Annotated in this window: 23 protein-coding genes; 15 read left to right on the forward strand and 8 right to left on the reverse strand. The window is 64.8% G+C overall.

Features of this window, described 5'->3' with window-relative positions; translation table 11 throughout:
- Positions 1 to 77 precede the first annotated feature (77 nt).
- The 4 genes from hscB (at position 78) to iscX (ending at position 3,310) form a co-directional block, all read left to right on the forward strand.
- Positions 78 to 605, forward strand: a complete 528-nt coding sequence (gene hscB, locus BGRAMDRAFT_RS23155; RefSeq protein ID WP_029967488.1) for a Fe-S protein assembly co-chaperone HscB — start codon at positions 78 to 80, stop codon at positions 603 to 605.
- 123 nt (positions 606 to 728) lie between these two features.
- Complete coding sequence (gene hscA, locus BGRAMDRAFT_RS23160) at positions 729 to 2,600, forward strand: Fe-S protein assembly chaperone HscA (RefSeq protein WP_006051274.1); 1,872 nt, start codon at positions 729 to 731, stop codon at positions 2,598 to 2,600.
- A 155-nt stretch (positions 2,601 to 2,755) separates the two neighbouring features.
- Positions 2,756 to 3,097: an ISC system 2Fe-2S type ferredoxin gene (gene fdx / locus BGRAMDRAFT_RS23165; RefSeq protein ID WP_006051275.1), complete on the forward strand. Its 342-nt coding sequence runs from the start codon at positions 2,756 to 2,758 to the stop codon at positions 3,095 to 3,097.
- A 15-nt stretch (positions 3,098 to 3,112) separates the two neighbouring features.
- Positions 3,113 to 3,310 carry a Fe-S cluster assembly protein IscX gene (gene iscX / locus BGRAMDRAFT_RS23170; protein WP_006051276.1) on the forward strand — a complete coding sequence of 66 codons (198 nt, stop codon included), beginning with the start codon at positions 3,113 to 3,115 and terminating at the stop codon, positions 3,308 to 3,310.
- Between the two features lie 142 nt (positions 3,311 to 3,452).
- Here iscX and BGRAMDRAFT_RS23175 read toward each other — a convergent pair whose 3' ends face one another.
- From BGRAMDRAFT_RS23175 to BGRAMDRAFT_RS23200, 5 genes are all read right to left on the reverse strand, one after another.
- Positions 3,453 to 4,211: a glycine zipper 2TM domain-containing protein gene (locus BGRAMDRAFT_RS23175; protein WP_006051277.1), complete on the reverse strand. Its 759-nt coding sequence runs from the start codon at positions 4,209 to 4,211 to the stop codon at positions 3,453 to 3,455.
- A gap of 234 nt (positions 4,212 to 4,445) precedes the next feature.
- Positions 4,446 to 5,972, reverse strand: coding sequence for a lysine--tRNA ligase (lysS, locus tag BGRAMDRAFT_RS23180; RefSeq protein ID WP_006051278.1), 1,527 nt, complete (start codon positions 5,970 to 5,972; stop codon positions 4,446 to 4,448).
- A gap of 117 nt (positions 5,973 to 6,089) precedes the next feature.
- A protein-coding gene (gene prfB, locus BGRAMDRAFT_RS23185; RefSeq protein WP_107706556.1) for a peptide chain release factor 2 occupies positions 6,090 to 7,194 on the reverse strand; the annotation gives its coding sequence in 2 pieces (ribosomal slippage) (positions 6,090 to 7,112 and positions 7,114 to 7,194; 1,104 coding nt in all).
- A 185-nt stretch (positions 7,195 to 7,379) separates the two neighbouring features.
- On the reverse strand, positions 7,380 to 9,086 hold the full coding sequence (gene recJ / locus BGRAMDRAFT_RS23195) for a single-stranded-DNA-specific exonuclease RecJ (RefSeq protein WP_006051280.1): 1,707 nt from the start codon (positions 9,084 to 9,086) through the stop codon (positions 7,380 to 7,382).
- 61 nt (positions 9,087 to 9,147) lie between these two features.
- Positions 9,148 to 10,326, reverse strand: coding sequence for a hypothetical protein (locus BGRAMDRAFT_RS23200; RefSeq protein WP_006051281.1), 1,179 nt, complete (start codon positions 10,324 to 10,326; stop codon positions 9,148 to 9,150).
- Between BGRAMDRAFT_RS23200 and BGRAMDRAFT_RS23205 the strand changes: the two genes are divergently transcribed.
- The 10 genes from BGRAMDRAFT_RS23205 (at position 10,313) to ftsB (ending at position 22,613) form a co-directional block, all read left to right on the forward strand.
- On the forward strand, positions 10,313 to 10,654 hold the full coding sequence (locus BGRAMDRAFT_RS23205; protein ID WP_157140648.1) for a hypothetical protein: 342 nt from the start codon (positions 10,313 to 10,315) through the stop codon (positions 10,652 to 10,654). The two genes, BGRAMDRAFT_RS23200 and BGRAMDRAFT_RS23205, sit on opposite strands and share 14 nt — an antisense overlap.
- Positions 10,655 to 10,883: 229 nt before the next feature.
- On the forward strand, positions 10,884 to 12,137 hold the full coding sequence (locus tag BGRAMDRAFT_RS23210; RefSeq protein WP_006051283.1) for a lipoprotein-releasing ABC transporter permease subunit: 1,254 nt from the start codon (positions 10,884 to 10,886) through the stop codon (positions 12,135 to 12,137).
- Positions 12,130 to 12,873, forward strand: a complete 744-nt coding sequence (gene lolD / locus BGRAMDRAFT_RS23215; RefSeq protein ID WP_006051284.1) for a lipoprotein-releasing ABC transporter ATP-binding protein LolD — start codon at positions 12,130 to 12,132, stop codon at positions 12,871 to 12,873. The genes BGRAMDRAFT_RS23210 and lolD overlap by 8 nt, the downstream gene beginning before the upstream one ends.
- A 157-nt stretch (positions 12,874 to 13,030) precedes the next feature.
- Positions 13,031 to 13,819, forward strand: coding sequence for a TatD family hydrolase (locus BGRAMDRAFT_RS23220; protein ID WP_006051285.1), 789 nt, complete (start codon positions 13,031 to 13,033; stop codon positions 13,817 to 13,819).
- Between the two features lie 135 nt (positions 13,820 to 13,954).
- Positions 13,955 to 17,002, forward strand: a complete 3,048-nt coding sequence (locus tag BGRAMDRAFT_RS23225; protein ID WP_006051286.1) for a ComEC/Rec2 family competence protein — start codon at positions 13,955 to 13,957, stop codon at positions 17,000 to 17,002.
- A 251-nt stretch (positions 17,003 to 17,253) separates the two neighbouring features.
- On the forward strand, positions 17,254 to 18,057 hold the full coding sequence (locus BGRAMDRAFT_RS23230; protein WP_006051287.1) for an alpha/beta fold hydrolase: 804 nt from the start codon (positions 17,254 to 17,256) through the stop codon (positions 18,055 to 18,057).
- Between the two features lie 121 nt (positions 18,058 to 18,178).
- Complete coding sequence (locus BGRAMDRAFT_RS23235; protein ID WP_006051288.1) at positions 18,179 to 19,852, forward strand: CTP synthase; 1,674 nt, start codon at positions 18,179 to 18,181, stop codon at positions 19,850 to 19,852.
- Positions 19,849 to 20,703 carry a 3-deoxy-8-phosphooctulonate synthase gene (gene kdsA, locus BGRAMDRAFT_RS23240; RefSeq protein WP_006051289.1) on the forward strand — a complete coding sequence of 285 codons (855 nt, stop codon included), beginning with the start codon at positions 19,849 to 19,851 and terminating at the stop codon, positions 20,701 to 20,703. The genes BGRAMDRAFT_RS23235 and kdsA overlap by 4 nt, the downstream gene beginning before the upstream one ends.
- Positions 20,704 to 20,783: 80 nt before the next feature.
- The gene (gene eno / locus BGRAMDRAFT_RS23245) at positions 20,784 to 22,067 is read left to right on the forward strand and encodes a phosphopyruvate hydratase (RefSeq protein ID WP_006051290.1); all 1,284 of its coding nucleotides are present in this window, start codon (positions 20,784 to 20,786) and stop codon (positions 22,065 to 22,067) included.
- Between the two features lie 114 nt (positions 22,068 to 22,181).
- Positions 22,182 to 22,613, forward strand: a complete 432-nt coding sequence (ftsB, locus tag BGRAMDRAFT_RS23250) for a cell division protein FtsB (RefSeq protein ID WP_006051291.1) — start codon at positions 22,182 to 22,184, stop codon at positions 22,611 to 22,613.
- A gap of 176 nt (positions 22,614 to 22,789) precedes the next feature.
- Here the strand turns inward: ftsB and BGRAMDRAFT_RS23255 are convergent, their stop codons facing one another.
- From BGRAMDRAFT_RS23255 to BGRAMDRAFT_RS23265, 3 genes are all read right to left on the reverse strand, one after another.
- The gene (locus BGRAMDRAFT_RS23255) at positions 22,790 to 23,176 is read right to left on the reverse strand and encodes a hypothetical protein (protein ID WP_006051292.1); all 387 of its coding nucleotides are present in this window, start codon (positions 23,174 to 23,176) and stop codon (positions 22,790 to 22,792) included.
- 115 nt (positions 23,177 to 23,291) lie between these two features.
- Positions 23,292 to 24,242, reverse strand: a complete 951-nt coding sequence (gene hslO, locus BGRAMDRAFT_RS23260) for an Hsp33 family molecular chaperone HslO (RefSeq protein ID WP_006051293.1) — start codon at positions 24,240 to 24,242, stop codon at positions 23,292 to 23,294.
- A 74-nt stretch (positions 24,243 to 24,316) separates the two neighbouring features.
- A complete protein-coding gene (locus BGRAMDRAFT_RS23265) occupies positions 24,317 to 24,841 on the reverse strand; it encodes a gamma carbonic anhydrase family protein (RefSeq protein ID WP_006051294.1) in 525 nt (174 codons plus the stop codon).
- Between the two features lie 449 nt (positions 24,842 to 25,290).
- Here BGRAMDRAFT_RS23265 and BGRAMDRAFT_RS23270 point away from each other — a divergent pair, with 449 nt between their 5' ends.
- Complete coding sequence (locus BGRAMDRAFT_RS23270) at positions 25,291 to 26,130, forward strand: ferritin-like domain-containing protein (protein WP_006051295.1); 840 nt, start codon at positions 25,291 to 25,293, stop codon at positions 26,128 to 26,130.
- Positions 26,131 to 26,209: the final 79 nt, after the last annotated feature.

Genomic DNA, 26,209 nt, shown 5'->3' on the forward strand with positions numbered 1-26,209 from the left:
GATCGCAAGATCGCACGATCGCACCGCGGGACTGCGCTTTGCATGCGCTCCTTTGAATGAACGGAAACTTCTATCCGATGGCCTCGCTGAACGATAGCCACTTCGACCTCTTTGGTCTTCCGGCGCAATTTGCGCTCGATCCCGCCGCGCTCGATCACGCGTATCGCACGGTGCAGGCGCAAGTGCATCCGGACCGCTTCGCGGCCGCCGGCGACGCGCAAAAGCGCATCGCGATGCAATGGGCGACGCGCGCGAACGAGGCGTATCAGACGCTGCGCGATCCGCTCAAGCGCGCGACGTATCTGCTGCATCTGCGCGGCATCGACATCGGCGCGCACGACAACACGGCGATGGAGCCGGCGTTTCTGATGCAGCAGATGGAATGGCGCGAAGCGATCGAAGACGCCGCCGCGGCGAAGAACGTCGACGCGCTCGATGCGTTGCTCGGCGAATTGCGCGACGAAGAGCGCGTGCGTTTCGACAAGCTCGGCGCATTGCTCGACAGCGGCGCGGACCAGGCGGCGGGCGAGGCGGTGCGGCAGTTGATGTTCATCGAACGGGTGGCGTCGGAAACCGGCTCGCAGATCGAGCGGCTCGAGAGCTAGCCTCGTTCAGCGCATCGCATACCGGCGCATCGCGTCGCATCGCATCGGCGCTGACGCGGCTTTGGCACTACATCCAGCAACGCAAAATTCAGGACGGGGCTTCGCGGCTCCGAGAAGATCCAGATGGCCTTACTGCAAATCTCCGAACCCGGCATGGCACCGGCGCCCCATCAGCGGCGTCTGGCGGTCGGTATCGATCTCGGCACGACCAATTCTCTCGTCGCCGCCGTGCGCAGCGGTGTGCCCGACGTGCTGCCTGACGAAGATGGCCACGTGTTGCTGCCCTCTGTCGTGCGCTACCTGGAAAAGGGCGGCCGGCGTATCGGCCGCGCGGCCAAGGCCGAGGCGGCGACCGATCCGCGCAACACGATCGTCTCCGTCAAGCGCTTCATGGGCCGCGGCAAGGCGGAAGTCGAGGGCGCCGAAAACGCACCGTACGACTTCATCGACGCGCCCGGCATGGTGCAGATCCGCACCGTCGACGGCGTGAAGAGTCCGGTCGAAGTGTCGGCGGAAATTCTCGCGACGCTGCGCCAGCGTGCGGAAGACACGCTCGGCGACGAACTGGTCGGCGCGGTCATCACGGTGCCGGCCTATTTCGACGAGGCGCAGCGCCAGGCCACGAAAGACGCCGCGCGCCTCGCCGGCCTGAACGTGCTGCGCCTGCTGAACGAACCGACGGCGGCCGCAATCGCCTACGGCCTCGACAACGGCTCCGAAGGCCTGTACGCGGTCTACGACCTCGGCGGCGGCACCTTCGACCTGTCGATTCTGAAGCTCACGAAAGGCGTGTTCGAAGTGCTGGCGGCGGGCGGCGACTCCGCGCTCGGCGGCGACGATTTCGACCACGCGCTCTATCGCCACGTGCTGCAGCAGGCCGGCATCGCGCCCCAGTCGCTCGCGCCGGAAGATGTGCGGCTGCTGCTCGACAGCGTGCGCACGACCAAGGAGGCGTTGTCGGACGCGCCTGAGGCAACCCTCGCCGCGACGCTTTCGAACGGCACCAGGATCGATCTGACGATCGCCGAGGCTACTTTCGAGGCCATCACACAGTCGCTCGTGCAACGCACGCTCGGCCCGACGAAGAAAGCGCTGCGTGACGCAAAAGTCGCGACGAAGGACATCAAGGGCGTCGTGCTGGTGGGCGGCGCGACCCGCATGCCGGTGATTCGCCGCGCGGTCGAAGCGTTCTTCGGCCAGCCGCCGCTGACCAATCTCAACCCTGACCAGGTCGTCGCGCTCGGCGCGGCGATCCAGGCCGATCTGCTCGCGGGCAACCGGGGCGCGGACGGCGACGACTGGCTGCTGCTCGACGTGATTCCGCTGTCGCTCGGCGTCGAGACGATGGGCGGGCTGACCGAGAAGATCATCCCGCGCAATTCGACCATTCCGGTCGCGCGCGCGCAGGATTTCACGACCTTCAAGGACGGCCAGACCGCGATGGCGATCCACGTCGTGCAAGGCGAGCGCGAACTCGTCAGCGACTGCCGCTCGCTCGCGCGTTTCGAGCTGCGCGGCATTCCGCCGATGGCGGCGGGCGCCGCGCGCATCCGCGTGACGTATCAGGTGGATGCGGACGGCCTCTTGTCCGTGTTCGCGCGCGAGCTGGGCTCGGGCGTGGAAGCGTCGGTGGTCGTGAAGCCGTCGTACGGTCTCGCCGACGACGACATCGCGCGCATGCTGGAAGACAGCTTCTCGACCGCCGAAGTCGACATGCGCGCCCGCGCGCTGCGCGAGGCGCAAGTCGAGGCGCGGCGTCTGATCGAAGCAACCGGCGCGGCGCTCGCCGCCGACGCCGAACTGCTCGACGACAGCGAACGCGCGGAACTCGACGCGCTGCTGAACGGCTTGCGCGACGTGGCGCAGAGCGACGACGTCGACGCAATCGAAGCGGCGACGAAAAAGCTCGCCGAAGGCACCGACGAATTCGCCGCCCGCCGCATGAACAAAGGCATTCGCCGCGCGCTCGCCGGCCGCAAGCTCGACGAGATCTGACGCTTGCTGCGCTCACGTGGCCAGCCGCGGTTCGCCGCTGCAAACCCATGAGCGCGATGGACTTAAAGACACGCGGACTTAAAAACTCCGCGCGTCGCCAGTAAAATGGTGCGAAGCCTGTTTGAGGCCGCGCCTCAGACCCAAACGGAAAATGTATGCCTCAAATCGTTGTGCTGCCTCACGTCGAACTGTGCCCGGAAGGCGCGGTGATCGAAGCCGTGCCCGGCAAGAGCATTTGCGACAACCTGCTCGATAACGGCATCGAAATCGAGCATGCCTGCGAGAAGTCGTGCGCGTGCACGACCTGTCACGTGATCGTGCGTGAGGGTTTCGCCGCCTTGACGCCGTCCGAGGAAGACGAGGACGATCTGTTGGACAAGGCGTGGGGGCTCGAGCCGGCTTCGCGTCTGTCGTGCCAGGCGATCGTGCCGGCCGAGCAGGACCTGGTCGTTGAAATCCCGCGTTACTCGATCAATCACGCGAAGGAAAACCACTAACAGGAGGACGCAGCCATGAAGTGGACCGATACGCAAGACATCGCGATGGCCCTGACCGACAAGCATCAGAACGTCGATCCGCAGCAGGTGCGCTTCACCGACCTGCATCGCTGGGTCACGGAGCTGGAAGGATTCGACGACGACCCCAACCGGTCGAACGAAAAAATTCTCGAGGCGATTCAGGCTGCATGGATTGAAGACGCGGATTACTGAGGTTGCGAAGCGGTTTCGGCGGATGCCGAGGCTGCAAGGAAAAAGGCGATTCCATCATTGGAATCGCCTTTTTTATGCGCGCTGACTTCGTGTGCGTGTGAGGTTTAAGCGCCGCGGCGTTTAGTCCGCGTTTAGTCCGCGTTTAGTCCGCGACGAGCGTGCCGTTTTGCACGCGAACGCGCTGACCTTGCTGGAAGGGCGGCGCTTCGTGATATGTGAAGTAGCGCGTCTTGCCGTTTTCCATCCGTACCCGCACCGAATACGACGTCGTGCTGCGGATATGTTTTTCGACCGAGTTGCCGGCGAGCCCGCCGCCGAGTGCGCCGAGCAGCGTCATCGCGGTGCGGCCGTTGCCGCTGCCGAACTGGTTGCCGACCACGCCGCCGGCCACCGCGCCGCCGACCGCACCGATGCCGGTGCCGTGCCCTTCCTGACGCGCCGCGGAAATCGCGACCACCGTGCCGCACGTCGAGCAATGCGCCTGCTGTACAGGCTGCTGTGGCTGAGCGTATTGAGGCGCGGGCTCGGCCTGTGGTTGCGGCGCGGGTTGCTGTTGGGCGTATTGCTGCTGCGCGGGTGCGGGTGCGCGTTGCGGCTCCGCGGGCTGTGCGGCGGCTGTCTGCGCTGGCTGCTGCGCAGCCGGATTCGCCGGCGCCGCCGAATCGACCACGGGTTGCTGTTGCTGCGCGCTTTGCGGCACAACCTGCGCCGCTTGCGTCTGATTCGTCGGCTCGCCGTTGCTCGACGCCTTCGGGAACATGCCGGTGACGGCCGCCGTGGCGACGAGGCTCGCGATGATCACCGCGCCCGCAGCAGTCGCGACGAGCGGATGAAGCCGCCGCTGAGTCGGCGGCGTCGGCGGGGCAGCTTGTGTGGCGGGTTGCGTGTTGGGCTTGTCCATCTTGACCTCCGTCTTCGGCAGAGTGACTTCTAGTGAGACCCAGTCTCGCGGAATTCGATCCCCGAGGCGTTTCGAATTGTAACGATTTGCCGAAAAGCCGTCGTGCGGAGGCTGTGGGCAGCGGGCCTTTTACCTATCGTTACAAACAGCGGCTCATGCAGCGTGCGCAAAATAAAACGCCCGACATCCAGCCGGGCGTTTCCACAAATCAACCGCAAGCAAAAACCGCGGTCCTCAGTCCTCGCGACGCAGATGCGGGAACAGAATCACGTCGCGGATGCTCGGGCTGTCGGTCAGCATCATCACCAGACGGTCGATGCCGATGCCGCAGCCGCCCGCCGGCGGCATGCCGTATTCGAGCGCGCGGATATAGTCCGCGTCGTAGAACATCGCTTCTTCGTCGCCGGCGTCTTTCTGGTCGACCTGCTTCCTGAAGCGCGCGGCCTGGTCTTCCGGATCGTTCAGCTCCGAGAAGCCATTGGCGATCTCGCGGCCGGTAATGAAGAGCTCGAAGCGCTCCGTAATGCCCTCGACCTTGTCCGACGCGCGCGCGAGCGGCGACACTTCGAGCGGATAGTCGATGATGTACGTCGGCTCCCACAACTGCGACTCGGCGGTTTCCTCGAAGAGCGCGAGTTGCAGCGAACCCACGCCCGCGTTCAGGAACTGCGGCTGCGACGCATCCACGCCGAACTTCTTCAACTCGGTGCGCAAAAACGCGCTGTCGGCGAGCTGCTCGTTCGTGTATTGCGGCGCGTATTTCTGGATGGCCTGCGTGATCGTCAAACGGTGGAACGGCTTCGCCAGATCCAGCTCGCGCCCCTGGTACGTGATGGTGGCTGTACCCAATGCGTCGATGGCGGCCTGGCGGATCAACTGCTCGGTGAAATCCATCACCCACTTGTAGTCGGTGTAGGCCGCGTAGAACTCGATCATCGTGAATTCCGGATTGTGGCGCACGGAGACGCCCTCGTTACGGAAATTCCGGTTGACCTCGAACACGCGCTCGAAGCCGCCGACCACGAGACGCTTCAGATACAGCTCGGGTGCGATGCGCAGGAACATCTGCATGTCGAGCGCGTTGTGATGCGTGGTGAACGGCTTGGCCGCCGCGCCGCCGGGAATAGGGTGCAGCATCGGCGTTTCGACTTCCATGAAGCCGGCATCCGCCATGAATTTGCGGATCGACGAAATCGCCCTGGTTCGCGCGACGAATGTCTTGCGCGTTTCCGGCGTGACGATCAGATCGACATAGCGTTGCCGATACTTCATTTCCTGGTCCGACAGGCCATGAAACTTGTCGGGCAGCGGACGCAGCGACTTCGACAGCAAACGCAGTTCGGTACAGCGCACCGACAGCTCGCCCTTGTTGGTGCGGAACAGGACGCCGCGCGCCGCGACGATGTCGCCCATGTCCCACTTCTTGAAGGCGTCGTACGTTTCCTGGCCGACGTCGGCCGGCGTGATGAAGAACTGGATCTGACCCGAGCCGTCGCGCACGGTCGCAAAGCTCGCCTTGCCCATCACGCGCTTGAGCATCATGCGGCCGGCGATCGCGACTTCGAGCGGATTCGCTTCGAGTGCTTCCTTGTCGGTGTGCTCGAACTGCGCCTGCAGATCTTCGGCGTGATGCGTGGGACGGAAATCGTTCGGATAGGCGACGCCTTGCTCGCGCAATTCGCGCAGCTTTTCGCGGCGCTCCGCGATGATCTTGTTGTCGTCCACCTCGGGCACGAGGTTCGGTTGGATCGGTTCGTTCATGATGGTCTTGGTGTTCGTGGTCCGCGTGGGTCGAGCCGCTTGCGAACAGCCAGTCGGTGAAAAACCTCAGGCAATAAAAAGAGGCGGCGCGGCTGTGCGTGCCGCGCCGGTTGTCGCTTAGACGCCTTGCTTCAGGCTTGCGCTGATAAACGGATCGAGATCGCCGTCGAGCACGCTCTTCGTATTGCTGATTTCGACGTTGGTGCGCAGATCCTTGATGCGGCTGTTGTCCAGCACATACGAGCGGATCTGATGACCCCAGCCCACATCGGTCTTGCCGGCTTCGAGCTTGTCCTGCTCGGCCTGACGCTTGCGGATTTCCGCTTCGTACAGGCGCGATTTCAGCATGGCCATGGCTTCCGCGCGGTTGCGGTGCTGCGAGCGGTCGTTCTGGCATTGCACGACGATGCCCGACGGCATGTGCGTGATACGCACCGCGGAATCGGTCTTGTTGATGTGCTGACCGCCCGCGCCCGACGCGCGGTACGTGTCGATACGCAGATCGGCCGGGTTGATGTCCACTTCGATCGAATCGTCGACTTCCGGGTATACGAACACCGACGAGAACGACGTATGACGCCCGCCCGAAGAATCGAACGGCGATTTACGCACGAGGCGGTGCACGCCGGTTTCGGTGCGCAAAAAGCCGTACGCGTATTCGCCTTCGATCTTGATGGTGGCGTTCTTGATGCCCGCGACGTCGCCGTCGGTCTGCTCGAGCACTTCCGTCTTGAAGCCCTTGCGTTCGCAATAACGCAGGTACTGGCGCAGCAGCATGGCGGCCCAGTCGCACGCCTCGGTGCCGCCCGCGCCGGCCTGGATGTCCAGGAACGCGTTGTTCGGGTCGGCGGGGTTCGCGAACATGCGGCGAAATTCCATGTCGGCCACGCGCTGCTCGAGCGCTTGCGCGTCCGCTTCGCAGGCGACGAGCGTTTCGTCGTCGCCTTCTTCACGCGCCATCTCGAACAGGTCTTGCGCGTCGCGCAAGTCGTTGTGCAGCGAGGTGAGTTTGCCGACCGTGTCGTCGAGCAGCTTCTTTTCCCGGCCGAGCGCCTGGGCGTGTTTCGAGTCGTTCCAGACGTCCGGGTCTTCGAGTTCCCGGTTGACTTCGATCAGACGACGAGATTTGTCGTCGTAGTCAAAGATACCCCCGTAGGTCGGCCGCGCGCGTGCGCAGGTCCGCCAGAGAGGCTTCGATCGCGTTGAGACGTTCCGCTTCCATGTCGATCTTTGTGGCTTCGTAAAAAGGGGAAATTATAGCCGATCGGCGTGCCGCGCCGGAGGCCTCGTGGCGATCCGGCGCGTGTTTGCGGTTGATTTTGCGGAGATTTTCGACGCGGTGCGCGCTGTGTGAGAGTTGGGCGCGAGTTGGGCGTGCACTGCCGCGGCAGTTCGTTGACGAGCGTGCTAGCTCACCGCATGCTCGACGATCAACTGCACGCGCGACACGCCGTTCCACGTATCGCTCGCGAGCCGGTACGCGACCGTGGTGCGCGCGGGCAGCGTGTCCGTGTGGTTGAACCAGATCGCGTTGAAGCGCTGGCGGCCGCGCATCAGTTGCAGCTTGAGGTGCTTGTCCTTCACGAGCGCCTGTGAGGCAACGTCGAATTCGCCCGAGAACACCGGCGCCGGAAAGCCCTGGCCCCACACGGCGGCGTCGAGCATGTCGACGAATTGCGGCGTGAAATACGCGTCCTCGAGTTCGCCGTCGGTTTCGACGGTGCGCGACAGCGCGTCGTCGCTCAGCCATTCGCGGCCGACCGCTTCGAACGCGGCCGTGAAGCGCGGCACGTCGGCGGTCGCGAGCGTGAGGCCCGCGGCCATCGCGTGGCCGCCGAACTTGACGATCATGCCGGGCTCGCGCTTCGAGATCAGATCGAGTGCATCCCGCAGATGAAAGCCCGCGATAGAACGCCCCGAGCCTTTGACGAGCTGGCCGCTGTCGTCGGCAAGCGCGAACGTGAACGCGGGCCGGTGAAACTTCTCCTTCAGCCGTCCCGCGACGATGCCGATCACGCCCTGATGCCACGCCGGATTGAACAGCGTGATGGTGGTCGCGCCGTCGGGGTCGATCGACGAGAGGTCGTCGAGCGCCTGCTGCTGCATGCCGGCTTCGATCTCGCGCCGCTCGCGGTTCATCGTGTCGAGTTGCTGCGCGAGTTCCCATGCGCGGCCGATGTCGTCGGTCGTCAGGCATTCGATCCCGAGCGACATATCGGACAGCCGTCCGGCCGCGTTCAGGCGCGGGCCGAGCGCGAAGCCGAGGTCGAAGCCCGACGCGTTGCGCGCATCGCGCGCGGCCGCGCGAAAGAGGGCGGCGATGCCCGGCTGCATCTTGCCTTTGCGGATGCGCTGCAAACCTTGCGCGACGAGCACGCGGTTATTGCCGTCGAGCTTCACGACATCGGCGACGGTGCCGAGCGCGACCAGATCGAGCAGGCCGTCCAGACGCGGCTCGGGAAAGTCGTCGCCGAACGCGCCGCGCCGGCGCAATTCCGCGCGCAACGCGAGCAGCACGTAAAACATCACGCCGACGCCCGCAATGCACTTGCTCGGGAACTCGCAGCCCGGCTGATTCGGATTGACGATGGCGCGCGCGGCCGGCAACTGGTCGCCGGGCAGATGGTGATCGGTGACGAGCACGTCGATGCCGAGCGCGTTCGCCGCTTCCACGCCGTCCACGCTCGCGATGCCGTTATCGACGGTGATCAGCAGTTCCGGCTTGCCCGACGCGCTTTGCGCGGCCAGCGCGACGATCTCGGGCGTGAGCCCATAGCCGTATTCAAAGCGGTTCGGCACGAGGTAATCGATCTTGCCGCCGAACATGCGCAGCCCGCGCACCGCGACTGCGCAGGCGGTGGCGCCGTCGCAATCGTAATCGGCGACGACCAGCATGCGGCGCTTCTGCTGGATGGCGTCGGCGAGCAGCGCGGCGGCCTCGTCGCAACCCTTCAGCGCGGCGGGCGGCACGAGGCGCGCGAGGCCGGTTTCGAGCTCGTCGGGCAGGCACACGCCGCGCGCCGCATAGAGGCGCGCGAGCACCGGATGCAGGCCGTGGCGCACGAGGATTTCGGCGTCGACGGGAGAACAGGCGCGCGTAACGATTCGGGTCATTGTGAAGGGGCGTCGGTTGGTGCGTCGATAGGGGCGTGGGTACGTTAGGTCGTGCGGTCGATCATTCGATGAACAGCGACGCGAGCACGCGCCGCCGCCAGAACTTGCGCAGATCGCCGCGTGTGATGCCGAGCGTCACCGAGCCAGTGTCGCCGCATAGCGTCAGGCCGAGTTGCGCGAGCGCGCCCGACTCGAGCGCTGCGAGCGCCGGTTCGATCCAGTCGCCCTGCAACGCCGCGAAGGCCGCGTTCCAGCGGGCCCAGTCCTGTTCGATGTAAGGCGCCGAGAACGGATCGAGCTCGACGAGCGTCGCGTTGTTGTCGCTGCCCGCGTCTTTAGCCAACGGCGACGACGCCGACGACGCCAGCGCCGCGAACGACGCCGGCGGTGCCGCGACCGGCGCGCCGGCCGTCATCGCGAGGCCACGCGTGGCGGCGGCGTCGGAGAAAACTTGCGTGAACGGGCTTTGCACAGGACGCGCCGCGCCTTGCGCATGAAACCAGATGGAGTTGACGGCGGGCAGGCCGCGCGCTTCACGCGCCTCGTTGACGGGATGCTCGAACCAGGCCATCTGCACTTCGTTCTGCAGCTTCATCCACGCGCGCGAGCGCTCGCCGGAATGCGCTTCGTGCGGCAACCAGATTTCGATGTTGCGGCCGCTCGCGCGCAGCGGCGACGCGCCGGCGAGCGTGCCGAAGCCGTCGCCGGACAGATACCAGCGCGTGGGATTCGGCGCCTCGATTCGCACGCCGAGTTCTTCGATGAGCGGCCGCGCCACCGCGAGTAGCGCGCTGGCTTCTTCGTCCGAGAGTTCGAGCGACGCCGGATCGATCAGCACCAGATGGTCATGCGCGATGCGCACGTGCACCGGCTGCACGCAGGCCCAGGTGGCGTCGCCGGGATCGCCGCCGTCGGCGCGCAGCATGTACGGGGCGAGCGGGGCTTCGTCGGCGGCTGGGCTTGCATTGGTGGCGTCGGCGGGGCGGGTCGTGCTGGTCGCGTCGGTCGCGCCCGTCGCGCCGGTCGATAAAGCGCCGAACTGGCGAGCGATCCACCGTTCATGCGGCAGCGTGCGCTGGAAATCCTCGCCGATCACGCGTTCCACGAGCGTCGCGCGCGCGATCAGCCGGTCGAGGGCGGGGCTGCGGATGTCGTGGAGGGCAGTGGCGGCATCGGCTGCGGCAGGCAGCGCGAAAGGAAGCAGAAGATGGAGGCGGTTGGCGTGCATGATGCTGCGCATTGTAGGGCAAAGCGTGCGGCGATTTCGATTGGCGCGGCGGATGGCGGGCGCGGGCATTGGCGTCGCGGAGGGCGTGAAGCGGCTGGCGGACGGCGGGAGCATTTGCGCCGCGGTGGGCTCGCGAGGGATCGCCGCAGGGCGCTTTGCGGCGAAGGCGGTGAACGCGCAAGCCGGCGCACCGCGGGAACGCGTCAACTCCGACAACGCGTCCACGCAGCGACACGTCAACTGCGGCAACCGGTCAACCGCGCGGACCTCACCGAACCGTCGCTCGTCACCCGTCCCTTTACGCGGCGGCGCGGCATTGTATGGCAAACTTCGCGCTTGATTGACGGTGGCGGCATCGGCGATATGGGGTGGAGTCTGGCGCGGAGTTGCGCCGCCAGACCAGACTGGAACCATCCGCATTGCCGCGACACCAATGATCAGGACACTCGGGCCACGCAACCATGCGCAACCGCGGGCAATCGCAAGCAACCGCAGCCGCACGGCAGCGGCTGCCCCGGCGGCAAGAGTGGCCGAAGAACGGTGGCCGAAGAACGCAGAAAAGGACTCGCTTGAAATTTCCCTATGAATGGCAGATCGGCTGGCGCTACACGCGCGCCGGCAAACGCACGACCGGCAACGGTTTTATCTCCTTTATCGCGCTGGTGTCGATGTCGGGCATCGCGCTCGGCGTGGCCGCGCTGATCGTCGTGCTGTCCGTGATGAACGGCTTCCAGAAAGAAGTGCGCGACCGGATGCTGTCGGTGCTCGCGCACGTCGAAATTTTCTCGCCGACCGGGTCGATGCCCAACTGGCAACTCACCGCTCAGGAAGCGCGCCAGAACAAGGAAGTGATCGGCGCCGCGCCCTATGTCGAAGCGCAGGCGCTGCTCACACGCCAGGACGCCGTGAGCGGTGTCGCGCTGCGCGGCATCGAACCGGCGCTCGAGCCGCAGGTCTCGGACATCGGCAAGGAAATGAAAGGCGGCAAGCTGACGGACCTCGTGCCGGGCGAATTCGGCATCGTGCTGGGCGCGGATCTCGCGACCAACCTGGGCGTCGCCGTCAACGACAAGATCACGCTCGTCGCGCCCGAAGGCACCATCACGCCGGCCGGCATGCTGCCGCGCCTGAAGCAGTTCACGGTGGTGGGCATCTTCGAGTCCGGGCATTACGAGTACGACAGCACGCTCGCGCTCATCAACATCAAGGACGCGCAGGCGCTGTTCCGGCTGCCCGCGCCGACCGGCGTGCGGCTGCGCCTCGCCGACATGCAGCGGGCGCCCGAAGTCGCGCATCAACTCGCGCGCAGTCTCTCCGGCGACCTGTATATCCGCGACTGGACCCAGCAGAACAAGACCTGGTTCTCGGCGGTGCAGATCGAAAAACGCATGATGTTCATCATCCTCACGCTGATCATTGCGGTGGCGGCATTCAATCTGGTGTCGTCGCTGGTGATGACGGTGACCAACAAGCAGGCCGACATCGCAATCTTGCGAACGCTCGGCGCGCAGCCGCGTTCGATCATGAAGATTTTTGTCGTGCAGGGCGTCACGATCGGCTTTATCGGCACGGCGACCGGCGTTGCGCTCGGTTGCCTGATCGCGTGGAGCATTCCGTGGCTCGTGCCGATGATCGAGCATGCGTTCGGCGTGCAGTTCCTGCCGCCGTCGGTGTATTTCATCAGCGAGTTGCCGTCCGAGCTGATTCCCGCCGACGTCGCGCGCATCGGCATCATTGCATTCCTGATGTCGGCCGTGGCCACGCTTTACCCGAGCTGGCGCGGCGCCAAAGTCCGTCCCGCGGAGGCGCTGCGTTATGAATGACCGTTCCGCAACTTTACCCATGACCGCTCAGGAAATGACGCCGCATCCCTACGTGCTGGAAGCGACCGGCATTTCGAAGTCGTTCGTGCAGGGCGGTCTGAATGTCCAGGTGCTGAACAACACGCAGTTGAGCGTGCGGCGCGGCGAGAAACTCGCGATCGTCGGCGCGTCCGGTTCGGGCAAGAGCACGCTGCTGCATGTGCTCGGCGGTCTCGACGATCCGAGCGCGGGCCACGTCTCGGTGATGGGCAAGCCGTTCACGAAACTCTCCGAGCGCGAGCGCAACGACCTGCGCAATCGCGCGCTCGGCTTCGTGTATCAGTTTCATCATTTGCTGCCGGAATTTTCGGCGCTCGACAACGTCGCGATGCCGCTGCGAATTCGCCGCATGACAACCGAAGCGTCGCGCCGCGAGGCGCTCGCGGTGCTGGAGCGCGTCGGCATGGCGCATCGCGCGAAACATCGGCCGGGCGAACTGTCGGGCGGCGAGCGTCAGCGCGTGGCCATCGCGCGGGCGCTGGTCACGAAACCGGCGTGCGTTCTCGCCGATGAACCGACGGGCAACCTCGACGGCGGCACCGCGGATACCGTCTTCAACCTGATGCTGGAACTGTCGCGAACGCTCGAAACGAGCTTCGTGATCGTCACGCACGATCCGGAACTCGCGGGCCGGTGCGACCGCATCATGCGGCTGCGCGACGGCGTTCTATACGAAGAGCCGCCCGTGCCGGTGTGACGGGGAGGCGGTGCGGTGCGGTGCGGTGCGGAGTTGGGTTGTGGCGGACGGGTTTGCCAGGTTCGCTTAGTTCCAGTCAGCGCCGCGTTCCGTTTAAAGCGTTCTGTTGCTCTGCGGCTCATTTGCTCACTCAGTTGCTCAGCTAGCGAGGCAAGTCATGTGGATCGATACGCACTGCCATCTCGACGCTTCCGAATTCGACGCCGATCGCGAGCACGTCGCGACGGCGGCGCGAGGCGCGGGCGTCGGGCGTATCGTGATTCCCGCAATCGGCCGGCAGAACTTCGCGACCGTGCGCGAACTGGCGCATCGCTTCGAAGGCGGCGCATACGCGCTCGGGATTCATCCGCTCTTCACGCCCTCCGCGCAGGACGGCGACCTCGAACTGCTGCGCGCGGAAATCGAGGCGAGTCTCGACGATCCGCGCTTTGTCGGCATCGGCGAAATCGGTCTGGACTATTTCATCGACGGCCTCGACGACGCCCGGCAGCAATTCTTCTACAACGGCCAGCTTGAGATCGCGCGGGAATTCGATCTGCCGGTGATCTGCCATGTGCGCAAATCGCAGGACCAGGTCATCAAGGGACTGCGCCGGCATCAGATTCATCGCGGCATCGCGCATGCGTTCAACGGCAGCTTCCAGCAGGCGCAGGCCTACATCGATCAGGGGATGCATCTCGGCTTCGGCGGCAATCTGACGTTCGAGCGCGCGCGACAGATTCGGCGCCTCGCCGAACAGTTGCCGTTTGACGCGCTCGTGGTCGAGACCGACGCGCCCGACATTCCACCCTCCTGGATCTACAAACAGCGCAACTCGCCCGAGCAGATTCCAGGCATCGGCGCGGGGCTCGCGCAATTGCGCGGCATGGCCGTCGACGAGACCGCCCTAGGCACAACGGCTAACGCGCTCGCCGCGCTGCCGCGGCTCGCACTTTCCTCTGCATAATCGAAGCCATTGATTTTTAGTGGTTCGTGAGTGGTTCGCGCCGGGCGAGACACACGTCCCGGCATGCCTGTGCGTTGCGCGGCGCGTTGAGCGGGTGTTCGTTGTTTCGTCCGGTGGATGGCGGGCGGAGGGCGGATGCGTGCATGGTGGTGTGGGTTTGCGTTGGGTGTGATCTGGCTGCAGCAGCAGGCTGAGTTGCCGGGTTGGAGAGGCGGGTGCTTGTTGGTGTCGTTGGCCTGTGCGGCGTCGGCTGTTGCGATTTGGGGGTTGCGTCGGCGGGCCGAGATTCAGTCGGACGGGCACGGCGCGGTCGCACACTGGACGTTGCGGCGTTGGCGTTCTTTCGCCGGTTGGTGCGCGGTCTGTTGTGTGGCCTGGTGCGCGGGCTTCGGCTATGCGGCGTGGCGTGCCGACGTGCGGCTCGCGGCAAGCTTGCCGCTCGCGTGGGAAGGCCGCGACATCGACGTGACCGGCAGCATCAAAGGCTTGCCTGCGCGCGACGATAACGGCGCGCGTTTTCTGTTCGATGTCGAGTCGGTGGACTCACACGAAGCGGGACCGCCGCCGCCGACGCCGGTCATCTTTCCTCGCGTCATTCAACTTGCATGGATCGCGGACGAAGCGCCGCCGCCGCTTCAGCCCGGCGCGCGCTGGCGTTTGCGCGTGCGTCTGAAACGGCCGCACGGCAATGCGAACTTCGGTCTGCGCGACGCGGAAGCTGCGCTGCTCGCGCGCAATGTGCGCGCCACCGGCTACGTCAGCGCGGCGGCGCAGGCGGTGCGGTTGCGGCCAGACGCGCGCGGTGTCGGCGTGACCGTGGACCGCTGGCGCGCGGCGCTGCGGGCACGAATCGACGCGGTGCTTGGCAGCGCGCCGCATCGCGGCATCGTCGTCGCGCTGGCGATCGGCGCACAGGACGAGATCAGCGACGCCGATTGGCAACTGATGCGCGCCACCGGCACAAGTCATCTCGTGGCGATTTCGGGCTTGCATATCGGCTTTGCCGCGGGGATCGCCGCCTGGCTCGCGGGCGCTTTCTGGCGGCGCTCGGGATGGATCGGCCGCAACTGGCCGTTGTGGCTGCCAGCGCAAATCGTCGCGGTGACGGGCGGCGCGCTGTTTGCCGCGCTGCACGCGGCGCTGGCCGGTTTCAACGTGCCCGTGCAACGCGCGTTGTGGATGGCAAGCGTCGTCGCGCTCGCCTACGTAAGCGGGCGCAATGTGCCGCGCTCGGCCGTGCTCGCGTGGGCCCTCGGACTCGTGGTGCTGATCGATCCGTGGGCGGTGGTGTCGGCGGGATTCTGGCTGTCGTTCTGCGCGGTGGCGGCGATTCTTTTTGCGACGTCGGGGCGGTCGCGGGTGTGGGACCGTGAGCAGCATTTTGATGAGATCGACGACGATGGCGTTGGGGCGGGAGGGGTGTTGGCGGCGTCGTCGGGGCCAACTGGCTTGTGGCGGTCGTTGCGTTTGTCCCGCGTGCCGCGGTTGTTGGGCTTACTGAGCGTGTTTGGGTCGTTGGGCTTGTCGCGGTTGTTCCACCTATCGCGCGCGTCCCGGTTGGCGGACTTATCGCGCTTATCGCCCTCGTTGCCCTTGTGCCGCTTTCGCATTGCCGCCGCACGGCGCATTCGTGCGTTCGGCGAGCGGCTCCATGGCGCCGCCCATGTCCAGTTCGCTGTCACACTCGCGCTCGCGCCGTTGACGGTCTACTGGTTCGCCCAGATTCCGCTGATCGGGCCACTCGCGAATGCGTTCGCGATTCCGTGGGTGAGCGTGTTGGTCACGCCGTCGGTGCTGGCCGGCGTCGTGTTGCCCGCGCCGCTCGATGCCTACGCGTGGCGCATCGCGCACGCGTTGCTCGACGTGATGATCGCGGGATTGCAACGGCTGTCCGGGCCGCGTTGGGTGCTCTGGTGGCTGCCGCAGCCGAGTGGATGGACGCTCGCCGCCGCCGCGGCCGGCGTGCTCTGGTGTCTTGCGCCGCGCGGCTGGCCGTTGCGCTGGGCCGCGCCGCTGACATGGTTGCCGCTCGTCGTGCCCGCGCCGTCCGGGCCGCCGCACGGCAGCTTCCGGCTGACCGCGCTTGATGTGGGGCAGGGCACCTCGGTGCTGGTCGAGACCGCGCATCACGCGCTGCTGTTCGATGCCGGACCAGGGCCCGAATCGACGCATGCTGGCGAGCGAGTAGTGGTGCCGTATTTGCGAGCGCATGGCGTGAATGCGCTCGATACATTGATCATCAGCCATGCCGATTCCGATCATTCGGGCGGCGCGCCGGCCGTGCTGGATGCCATCGAGGTTCGTCAGATGGTCGCCGCGCTCGCGCCTGCCAACGCGCTATGGACGAACGCGCGGCAACGCGGCGCAGACACATGGCCGTGCGCGGCGGGTCAGCGCTGGCAGTGGGATGGCGTCGAGTTCGCGATGCTCTGGCCCGACCCAAGGCCGCTGCAAGGCAAGCCGAACGCGCATTGCTGCGTGCTGCGCGTGAGCACGTTGCCACTGGCGGTTGCGTCTGAATTGGGTGGTGCCGTGCGCAGCGGTGCGGAGAGTGCGGGCGTGGATGGCACGGGTGATACGGATAGCTCAGTGCGCAGCGCACCGACTAGCGCATCAAACACAGCACCGAGCAGCGTACCAACAAGCGCACCAACAGGCGCACCAACAGGCGCACCAACAGGCGCACCAACAGGCGCACCGACCAATGCGCCCACTAACGCACCGACCAGCGCATCGAACAGCGCACCGACCGGCGCACCGACCGCGGGACCAACCCCCCAACCCCAAGCCACGCCCCTCGCCGCGCTCCTAACCGCAGACATCGAGGCCCCGTCCGAACGCGTGCTGCTTTCGCGCGATCGCGACATGCTTCGCGCTCAGGTGCTCGTGGTCCCGCATCATGGCAGCAAGACCTCATCCACTGAACCGTTCCTCGATTCTATCGACCCGCTCGTCGCGCTATTTCAGGTAGGCTATCGCAACCGGTTTCATCATCCCAGTGCGGGCGTGCTGGCGCGCTATTCGGCGCGGCACATCGAGTTGGGCAGGAGCGATTCGGACGGCGCGGTGCGCGTCCTCGTCGATCCGTATTTCGCCGCGCGCGAGGCCCCACATGCGCCAGACGCCGCGCTCACGGTCGAGCGTTATCGCGACACGCAGCGGCGCTACTGGATGGATCGATGAATGCTCGCTCAACGTTCGCTCGACGTTCGCAGATCGTGACAGCGGACATCGGCGCATCGCAAAAGGAGAGGCTGAAAATGGCCAGTGCCGCCAGACAGCCAGACAGCCAGACAGCCAGACAGCCAGACAGCCAGACGGCCAGACAACAAGCGCCGCCACGAGCGCACCCGCGAACACTGCGGCATACCTTCCAGATGCCGCACCGCTTCACCCGCCGCGCGAAAACGAAAACAGAACGGAGATAACCGCAGTTGAAAAACATCATTCATTTTTCGCACGCGAACGGCTTTCCGGCCTCGACTTACCGGACGATTTTCGCCGAACTCTCCGACGACTACGACGTGCGCTACATCGAACGCATCGCACACGATCCGCGCTTTCCGGTGACGCAGGATTGGCCGCATCTCGTCGAGCAATTGATCGACGACATCGGCCGCACGTATGAGCAGCCGGTGTGGCTCGTCGGCCATTCGCTGGGCGGTTATCTGTCGCTCATGGCCGCGCTGAAAAAGCCGCAGTGGGTGAGGGGCGTCGTGATGCTCGATTCGCCGGTGGTCGCCGGCTGGCGCAGCAGCATCCTGCGCGTGTCGCAATTCACCGGGCTCGACGAGCGGCTGTCGCCCGCGGCCGCGACCCGCACGCGCCGAACGCACTGGGCGAGCCGCGACGAGGCATGGCGGCATTTTCATTCGAAGCCCGCGTTCGCGCGTTGGGACGAGCGCATGCTGTCCGACTACATCGAGTTCGGCATTCCGCAGGTCTCGCACGACGGCTCGCGCAGTCTCGCGTTCGATCGGCGCATCGAATATCAGATCTACCGGACCTTGCCGCACACGCTCGGTGCGCGGCTCGCGCGCGGCGCGCCGGTGCCGGTGGGTTTCATCGGCGGCACGCGCTCGAAGGAAGTTCGCCAGGTCGGCTTGAGCGCGACGCGCCGGGCGACGGGCGGGCATATCGAATGGATCGAGGGCAGTCATCTGTTTCCGATGGAAAAGCCGATCGAAACCGCGCGTGCCGTGCAGCGGATGTTGCGCGAACTGAGCGAGCGCGGCTGAGGCGGCGCGCGTCGATCGCCGTGGCTCGCGCGGCGCATCGGCTTGCCGCGGGCGCTCGCATTTTGCTGGGGTTGAGACCCTGCTTTACGGTATAATCCGTTTTTCCCGCGAGCATCCAGCGATGACCAAATATGTTTTCGTCACCGGCGGCGTAGTATCTTCCCTCGGCAAGGGTATTGCCGCCGCTTCCCTCGCCGCGATCCTCGAATCGCGCGGTCTCAAAGTCACTCTTCTCAAGCTCGATCCCTACATCAACGTCGACCCCGGCACGATGAGCCCGTTTCAACACGGCGAAGTGTTCGTGACGGAAGACGGAGCGGAAACCGACCTCGACCTCGGCCACTATGAGCGCTTCATCAGCACGAAGATGCGCAAGGCCAATAACTTCACCACGGGCCAGATTTACGAATCGGTGATCCGCAAGGAACGCCGCGGCGATTATCTCGGCAAGACGGTGCAGGTCATTCCGCACATCACGAATGAAATCCAGGCGTTCATCGAGCGTGGGGCAGCTTCCGCTACCTGCGGCGAGCCGGACGTCGCGATCGTCGAAGTCGGCGGCACGGTGGGCGATATCGAATCGCTGCCGTTCCTCGAAGCCGCGCGTCAGATGAGTCTGCGCATGGGCCGCAACAGCGCGTGCTTCGTGCACCTCACGCTAGTGCCCTGGGTCGCCACCGCCGGCGAACTGAAGACCAAGCCCACGCAACACAGCGTGCAGAAGCTGCGCGAAATCGGTATCTCGCCGCACGTGCTGCTGTGCCGCGCCGACCGCCGCATTCCGGACGACGAGCGCGCGAAAATCTCCATGTTCTCGAACGTGCCGGAAGACGCCGTTATTTCGGTGTGGGACGCGGACAGCATCTACAAGATTCCGCAGATGCTGCACGATCAGGGTCTCGACGCGATCATCTGCGAAGAGTTGAAGCTCACGCCGAAGCCCGCCGATCTGTCGATGTGGGCCGAACTCGTCGAGAAGCTGCAGAATCCGAAGCACGAAGTCACGATCGGCATGGTCGGCAAGTATGTCGATCTGACGGAGTCGTACAAGTCGCTGATCGAAGCGCTGCGTCATGCATCCATGCATACGTCCACGCGCGTGAACATCGAGTACATCGATTCGGAAGAGATCGAGACGCAGGGCGTCGAAAGTCTCAAGCATCTGGACGCCGTGCTCGTGCCTGGCGGCTTCGGCCGTCGCGGCACCGAAGGCAAGATCGCCGCGATCCGCTATGCGCGTGAAGCGAAGGTGCCGTATCTCGGCATCTGTCTCGGCATGCAACTGGCCGTGATCGAATTCGCACGCGACGTGGTCGCGCTGAAAGACGCGAACAGCACCGAGTTCGATCAGGAAACGCCGAACCGCGTGGTCGCGCTGATCACCGAGTGGTACGACCGCGAAGGCCGCGTCGAAAAGCGCACGGAAGAATCCGACCTCGGCGGCACGATGCGCCTCGGTTCGCAACGCTGCCCGATCAAGCCCGGCACGATGGCCGAAGAGATCTACGGCAAGGACGTGAACGAGCGTCATCGTCACCGTTATGAAGTCAATAACCGCTTCGTGCCCCAGCTCGAAGCCGGTGGTCTTATCATCAGCGCCCGTACCCCGAGTGAAGATCTGCCGGAAATGATGGAACTGCCGCGCAGCATGCACCCGTGGTTCGTCGGCGTGCAGTTCCACCCGGAATTCACGTCCACGCCGCGCGACGGCCATCCGCTGTTCAAGTCGTTCGTCGAAGCCGCGCTCGCGCATCAGCAGTCGCGCGTCGCGAGCGAAGTCGGGGAGAAAGCATGAAACTGGGCGATTTCGAAATCGGGCTCGACAAGCCGTTTTTCCTGATCGCGGGCACGTGTGTCGTCGAATCGGAGCAAATGACGATCGACACCGCGGGCCGCCTGAAGGAAATCTGCGCGAAGCTGAACATTCCGTTCATCTACAAATCGTCGTACGACAAGGCCAATCGCAGCAGCGGCAAGTCGTTTCGCGGTCTCGGCATGGACGAAGGTTTGCGCATCCTGTCGGAAGTGAAGCGTCAACTCGGTTTGCCGGTGCTGACGGACGTTCACGCCGAGCACGAGATCGAGCAGGTCGCATCAGTGGTAGACGTGCTGCAAACGCCGGCTTTCCTGTGCCGTCAAACCGACTTCATTCACGCGTGCGCGCGTTCGGGCAAACCGGTCAACATCAAGAAAGGCCAGTTTCTCGCGCCGCACGACATGAAGAACGTGATCGACAAGGCGCGCGACGCGGCGCGTGAGGCGGGTCTTTCCGAAGACCGCTTCATGGCATGCGAGCGCGGCGTGTCGTTCGGTTATAACAACCTCGTGTCGGACATGCGGTCGCTCGCGATCATGCGCGAAACCAACGCGCCGATCGTGTTCGACGCCACGCATTCGGTGCAGTTGCCGGGCGGCCAGGGCACGAGCTCGGGCGGTCAGCGCGAATTCGTGCCGGTGCTCGCGCGTGCGGCCGTGGCGGTCGGCGTCGCCGGTCTCTTCATGGAAACGCACCCGAATCCGGCAGAAGCGAAGTCGGATGGTCCGAACGCGGTGTCGCTCCATCGCATGGCCGATCTGCTCGAGACGCTCGTCACGCTCGATCAGGCCGTCAAGCGCACGCCGTTCCTCGAAAGCGATTTCAACTGATTCACGCGTTCGCCGCGTGCCGGCTTGCATATCGACACCGTGTCGCTGTAAAGAATTCATCGTCATTTCTTGAGGAAACCATGAGTGCTATCGTAGATATCATCGGTCGAGAGATTCTCGATTCGCGAGGCAACCCCACCGTCGAATGCGACGTACTGCTCGAGTCGGGCACGATGGGCCGCGCCGCGGTGCCGTCGGGCGCGTCCACCGGTTCGCGCGAAGCAATCGAGTTGCGCGACGGCGAAACCGGCCGCTACGGCGGCAAGGGTGTGCTGAAGGCTGTCGAGCACATCAACACCGAAATCTCCGAAGCGATCATGGGCCTCGACGCTTCCGAGCAGGCTTTCCTCGACAAGACGCTGCTGGAACTCGACGGCACGGACAACAAGTCGCGCCTCGGCGCGAACGCGATGCTGGCTGTTTCGATGGCCGTCGCGAAGGCTGCTGCTGAAGAAGCCGGCCTGCCGCTCTACCGCTACTTCGGCGGCTCGGGCGCGATGCAACTGCCGGTGCCGATGATGAACATCGTCAACGGCGGCGCGCACGCGAACAACAGCCTGGACATCCAGGAATTCATGATCGTGCCGGTCAGCCAGCCGACCTTCCGCGAAGCACTGCGCTGCGGCGCCGAAGTGTTCCACGCGCTGAAGAAGATTCTGTCGGACCGCGGCATGAGCACGGCAGTGGGCGACGAAGGCGGCTTCGCGCCGAACTTCGGCAGCAACGACGAGTGCCTGTCGACCATCCTGCAAGCTATCGAGAAAGCCGGCTACCGCGCCGGTGAAGACGTGCTGCTCGCGCTCGACTGCGCGGCGAGCGAGTTCTACCACGACGGCAAGTACCAGTTGGCGGGCGAAGGCCTGCAACTGTCGTCGGCGGAATTTGCGGACTATCTCGCGACGCTGGCCGACAAGTTCCCGATCGTGTCGATTGAAGACGGCATGCACGAAGGCGATTGGGAAGGCTGGAAGCTGCTGACCGAAAAGCTCGGCAAGAGGATTCAGCTCGTCGGCGACGATCTGTTCGTCACCAACACGCGCATCCTGAAGGAAGGCATCGAGAAGGGCATCGCGAACTCGATCCTCATCAAGATCAACCAGATCGGCACGCTGACCGAAACGTTCGCCGCAATCGAAATGGCGAAGCGCGCGGGCTATACGGCTGTCATCTCGCATCGCTCGGGTGAGACGGAAGACTCGACGATCGCGGACATCGCCGTCGGCCTGAACGCCGGCCAGATCAAGACGGGTTCGCTGTCGCGTTCGGACCGCATCTCGAAGTACAACCAGTTGCTGCGTATCGAAGAAGACCTCGGCGATATCGCCAGCTATCCGGGCAAGTCGGCGTTCTACAATCTGCGCTAATGGTTCTGAGTGGACTTTTTAGCGGTGACCGATGAGCCGGTTCTTCCTCGTGTCTGATTGACCTCGCCGCCCTGCGTAAAGCGCAGGGCGGCGCGTATTTATTGTGCTTACTTCATGCGGCTCGTCACTGCTGTACTGATCGTTCTGCTGGCGTTGATCCAGTACCCGCTGTGGTGGGGCCACGGCGGGTGGTTGCGCGTCCACGAACTGCAGCAACAGCTCGCGCAGCAGATACAAAAGAACGCCGACGCGAAGCTGCGCAACGAGCGTATTCAAGGCGAGGTGCAGGATCTGCAGAACGGCACGGCTGCCGTCGAAGAGCGCGCCCGCTACGAGATGGGCATGGTCAAGGACGGCGAAGTGTTCGTGCAGTTCGTGTCGCCGAATGCGCCGTTGCCGACGGCGAACGCGCCGTCGACTAGTGCGTCGACACGCGGCGAGGTGTCGGCCGCGCCGCTGCATGTGGTGCCGAATCCGGAGTCGCGCGCGAAGCCCGAGCGTAAGCACGGCAGCAAGGCGGCGAAAGAGAAGAAGCCGGCGCACTGAGTGGGGCGTCGATTGTGGCGTGATGGTGATTCAGTCGCGCGAAGCGTGCGTAAGGTCAGGTGCGGGAAACGACGTAGACAAAAAAGGCGCGGTCTGTGGACCGCGCCTTTTTGCATTTTGCGCCGCACATTCGGCGACCGGAACGACGGCTCTGCGGCATTGCACCTGCCACTGGATCACCAGCCCCAGTACGACCCATAGCCGATGCCGACGCCGGTGCCCCAGCCGTGTCCCCATCCACCGCCGTAGTAGCTGCCGTACACGCTGACGGGCACACGCGGGCTGTAATAACGCGACCACGCTTGCGCGGCGTTTTCGGCGGCGATGGCCTGGTTCTGCTCGGCCATGACCTGCCGGTCGATTGCGTCGTAACGCTCGCGCTCGGCCGGCGTCAGCGGTTGTGCGGTGCTGGCCATGCCCGACTGGTCGGCGGGCAGCCGGCTATAAATGGGCGAGGGACCCGGCGGGTCCATCATGCAACCGGTCAATGCAGTGAGACCGGCGAGCGCCGTCAACACGGCGAGCCTGCGCGCGGGACGCGGCAATGAAGTGGGAATGCTCATGTTGAATCTCGATCGGTCGATACATCAGCGCAGTCTAAGCGGACATTGAGCAGACACTAAGCGGACGCTCTGCGGACATTAAACGAACCCGCAAAGCGCCCACCCGCCGACCGCTTCAATGCCGTTGTTCAGCAGCCGGCGTCACACCTTGTGAGAGTGCATTGGCGAAAAAAAGTTGCGCCACGTCGACGGGGTCGAACTCGTACCGCTGATTGCAGAACTCGCAATGAATCTCGACGTGGCCGCGCTCGGCGATCACGCCGTCAACTTCGTCGCGACCCAGCATCTTCAGCATCGAACCAACTTTTTCGCGCGAGCAGGTGCATTCGAAACGGGCGCTGGCCGGCTCGAAATGCTGGACGTTCTCCTGCCAGAAGAGGCGCCGGAACACCGTCTCGGGTTCTTCCTTCAGCAGTTCGTCTTGCGACAGCGTGCCGCCGAGCGTGCAGACGCGCTCCCATGTATCCGCGTCCAGTTCGCCGGGATGCGGGACGATGCCGCCGTCGCCGGGAAGCTTTTGCAGCAGCATGCCGACCGCGCGCTCCGAATTGGCCGCGAGCCACAGGCGTGTGTCGAGCTGCTCGGAGTGATGCATGTAGTGTTCGAGCACTTCGGCCATCGACTCGAGCGGCCCGTTTTCGCCCGACAGCGGCACGATGCTCTGATACGGCTGCTGCCCCGGCTTCTTGTCGCGCGGATCGAGCGTGATCACGCAGCGGCCGTGACCGCTTGCGTTGAGCAATTCGATCATCGACGTCGTCTCGCCGATCACGCTGTCTTCGTCGCCGGAAAGCTTGGCGGTGGCGCGCATCGACAGGTCGGAGCTGCATTGAACCACCAGCATCTTGACCGGGCCGTCGCCGAAAATCTGCATGATCAGCGTGCCGTCGAACTTCAGATTCGCGGACAGCAGCGCGCACGCGGCCATCATCTCGCCGAGAATCGTCCGCACGGGCGCCGGATACTGGCGGCGCGTCAGCACTTCCTGCCATGTATTGCGCAGCGAAACGATTTCGCCGCGCACCGGCGCCGCGCTGAACATGAATTTTTGCAACTGGTCGCTCACAACTTTTCCTCTGTCGAATGGCGCGGCACGGCGAGATGCCCTGCACACGCCGTGCGCGCCGCGCGCCCGGCCGGTTAGCCGATACGCACGAGTTGCGCCTTGAAATACTCGCGGCGCTCGGCGTAACTTGCCGTGCCGCGCTGCATGTTGGCGATGTCCGCGTCGGTCAGTTCGCGCACCACTTTCGCGGGCGCGCCGAGAATCAGCGAATTGTCGGGAAACACTTTGCCTTCGGTCACGATGGCGCCCGCTCCGACCAGACAGTTGCGGCCGATTACCGCGCCATTCAAGACCACCGCCTGAATTCCGATCAGCGCGCCTTCCTTGATCGTGCAGCCGTGCAGCATGACCTGATGGCCGATTGTCACGTTGGCCTCGATGGTCAGCGGAAAGCCCGGATCCGTGTGCAGCACCGCGTTTTCCTGGATGTTGCTGCCCGCGCCGAGCGTGATCGGCTCGTTGTCGCCGCGCAGCGTCGCGCCGAACCAGACGCTCGAATTTTCCTCCAGCGTCACGTTCCCGATGATGGTCGCGGAATCCGCGACGAACACGCTTTCGTGGATGTTCGGTGCGGCGTCGCCAAGCTTGTAAATGGTCACGTTGTCTCCTCGTGGATCGGTCGGATCGGTCGCCGGGCGTGCGGACGGCTCGCGGCGTGTCGGGTTTGACGGCTCTTCGTTGGCTGCTGGAGGCGCTTTGGGCGCTCGCGAGCGTCGAATCGAGTATTGTAAACGGTTGTGTGGTTCGGCCGCTTCGTGCGATATGCGGGGTGGTGGACGCGGTTGGTGGGTCTGGCGGGTTGCCGTTGCATGGTGTTGCAGCGTGCGGACAGAAGCGGCCAGTGCGGCCATGCCGTCAGACCTGCAAGCGGCGGTAGCCACTGCGCTTGTGACCCGACCGACGCCAGCTCCGTTCGCTGTTTGCCCGCGACAGGCGCGCGCTGCCCTTAAACGTCCGTCGACCTCCGTCGCTCTCACTTCCCTCTACCGATCACGCTGCCATGATGTCCGCCGCTTCGTCCGCTTCGTCCGTTCAGTCCGCGTCTAACATGGGCGACGACGCGCTTTGCGCACGCACAACGGCCCTTGCCGCGCTGCGCGAACCCGATCCGGCGACCAAGGCAAACGCCGCGCGCGCGCTCTACGCAGCGGTGCTCGACGGCAGCCTGCCGTGTACCGCCAATATCACACTCGACGAACCGCCGGAATTGCCCGGCCGGCCCGCGCGTCCGGAACTCGTCGAGCCGCGCAAGCTCGGGCGGCGCAGCATGCAATCGCCTCAAGGTCGCTCGGTATTGCTGCACGCGCTCGCCCACATCGAATTCAACGCGATCAACCTGGCGCTCGACGCCGTGTGGCGCTTCGCCGGCATGCCCGCCGCTTTCTACACCGACTGGCTGAAAGTCGCCGCCGAAGAGGCGTACCACTTCTCGCTACTGTCCGCGCGGCTCGCGGACTACGGCCATGCGTACGGCGACTTTCCCGCGCACGACGGCCTGTGGGACATGTGCGAGCGCACCCGTGGCGACGTGCTCGTGCGCATGGCGCTCGTGCCGCGCACGCTCGAAGCACGCGGCCTCGATGCGTCGCCGCCGATCCGCGCGCGTCTGAAGCAGGCGGGAGACGACGCTTCGGCGTCGATTCTCGACGTGATTCTGCGCGACGAAATCGGCCACGTGCTGATCGGCAATCGCTGGTTTCGTCATTTGTGCGACGAAGGCGGGCTGGACCCGCACACGACCTACACGCGCCTCGCCGACCAGTATCACGCGCCGAAATTGCGTGGTCCGTTCAATTTCGAGGCGCGCCGCGATGCAGGTTTCGACGACGCGGAACTCGCCGAACTGGCGGCGCTGGCGGGCCTCGACGTGGACGATCCGCAAAAGTAGGGCGTCTCCACGCGACTGGGTTAGTCCACGACTCGGGCGCCTATCTCGTTATAATCGAACGATCATTCTTTTTTGGCGG

It is taken from the genome of Paraburkholderia graminis C4D1M (genome assembly GCF_000172415.1).
GTDB classification, from domain to species: Bacteria; Pseudomonadota; Gammaproteobacteria; order Burkholderiales; family Burkholderiaceae; genus Paraburkholderia; species Paraburkholderia graminis.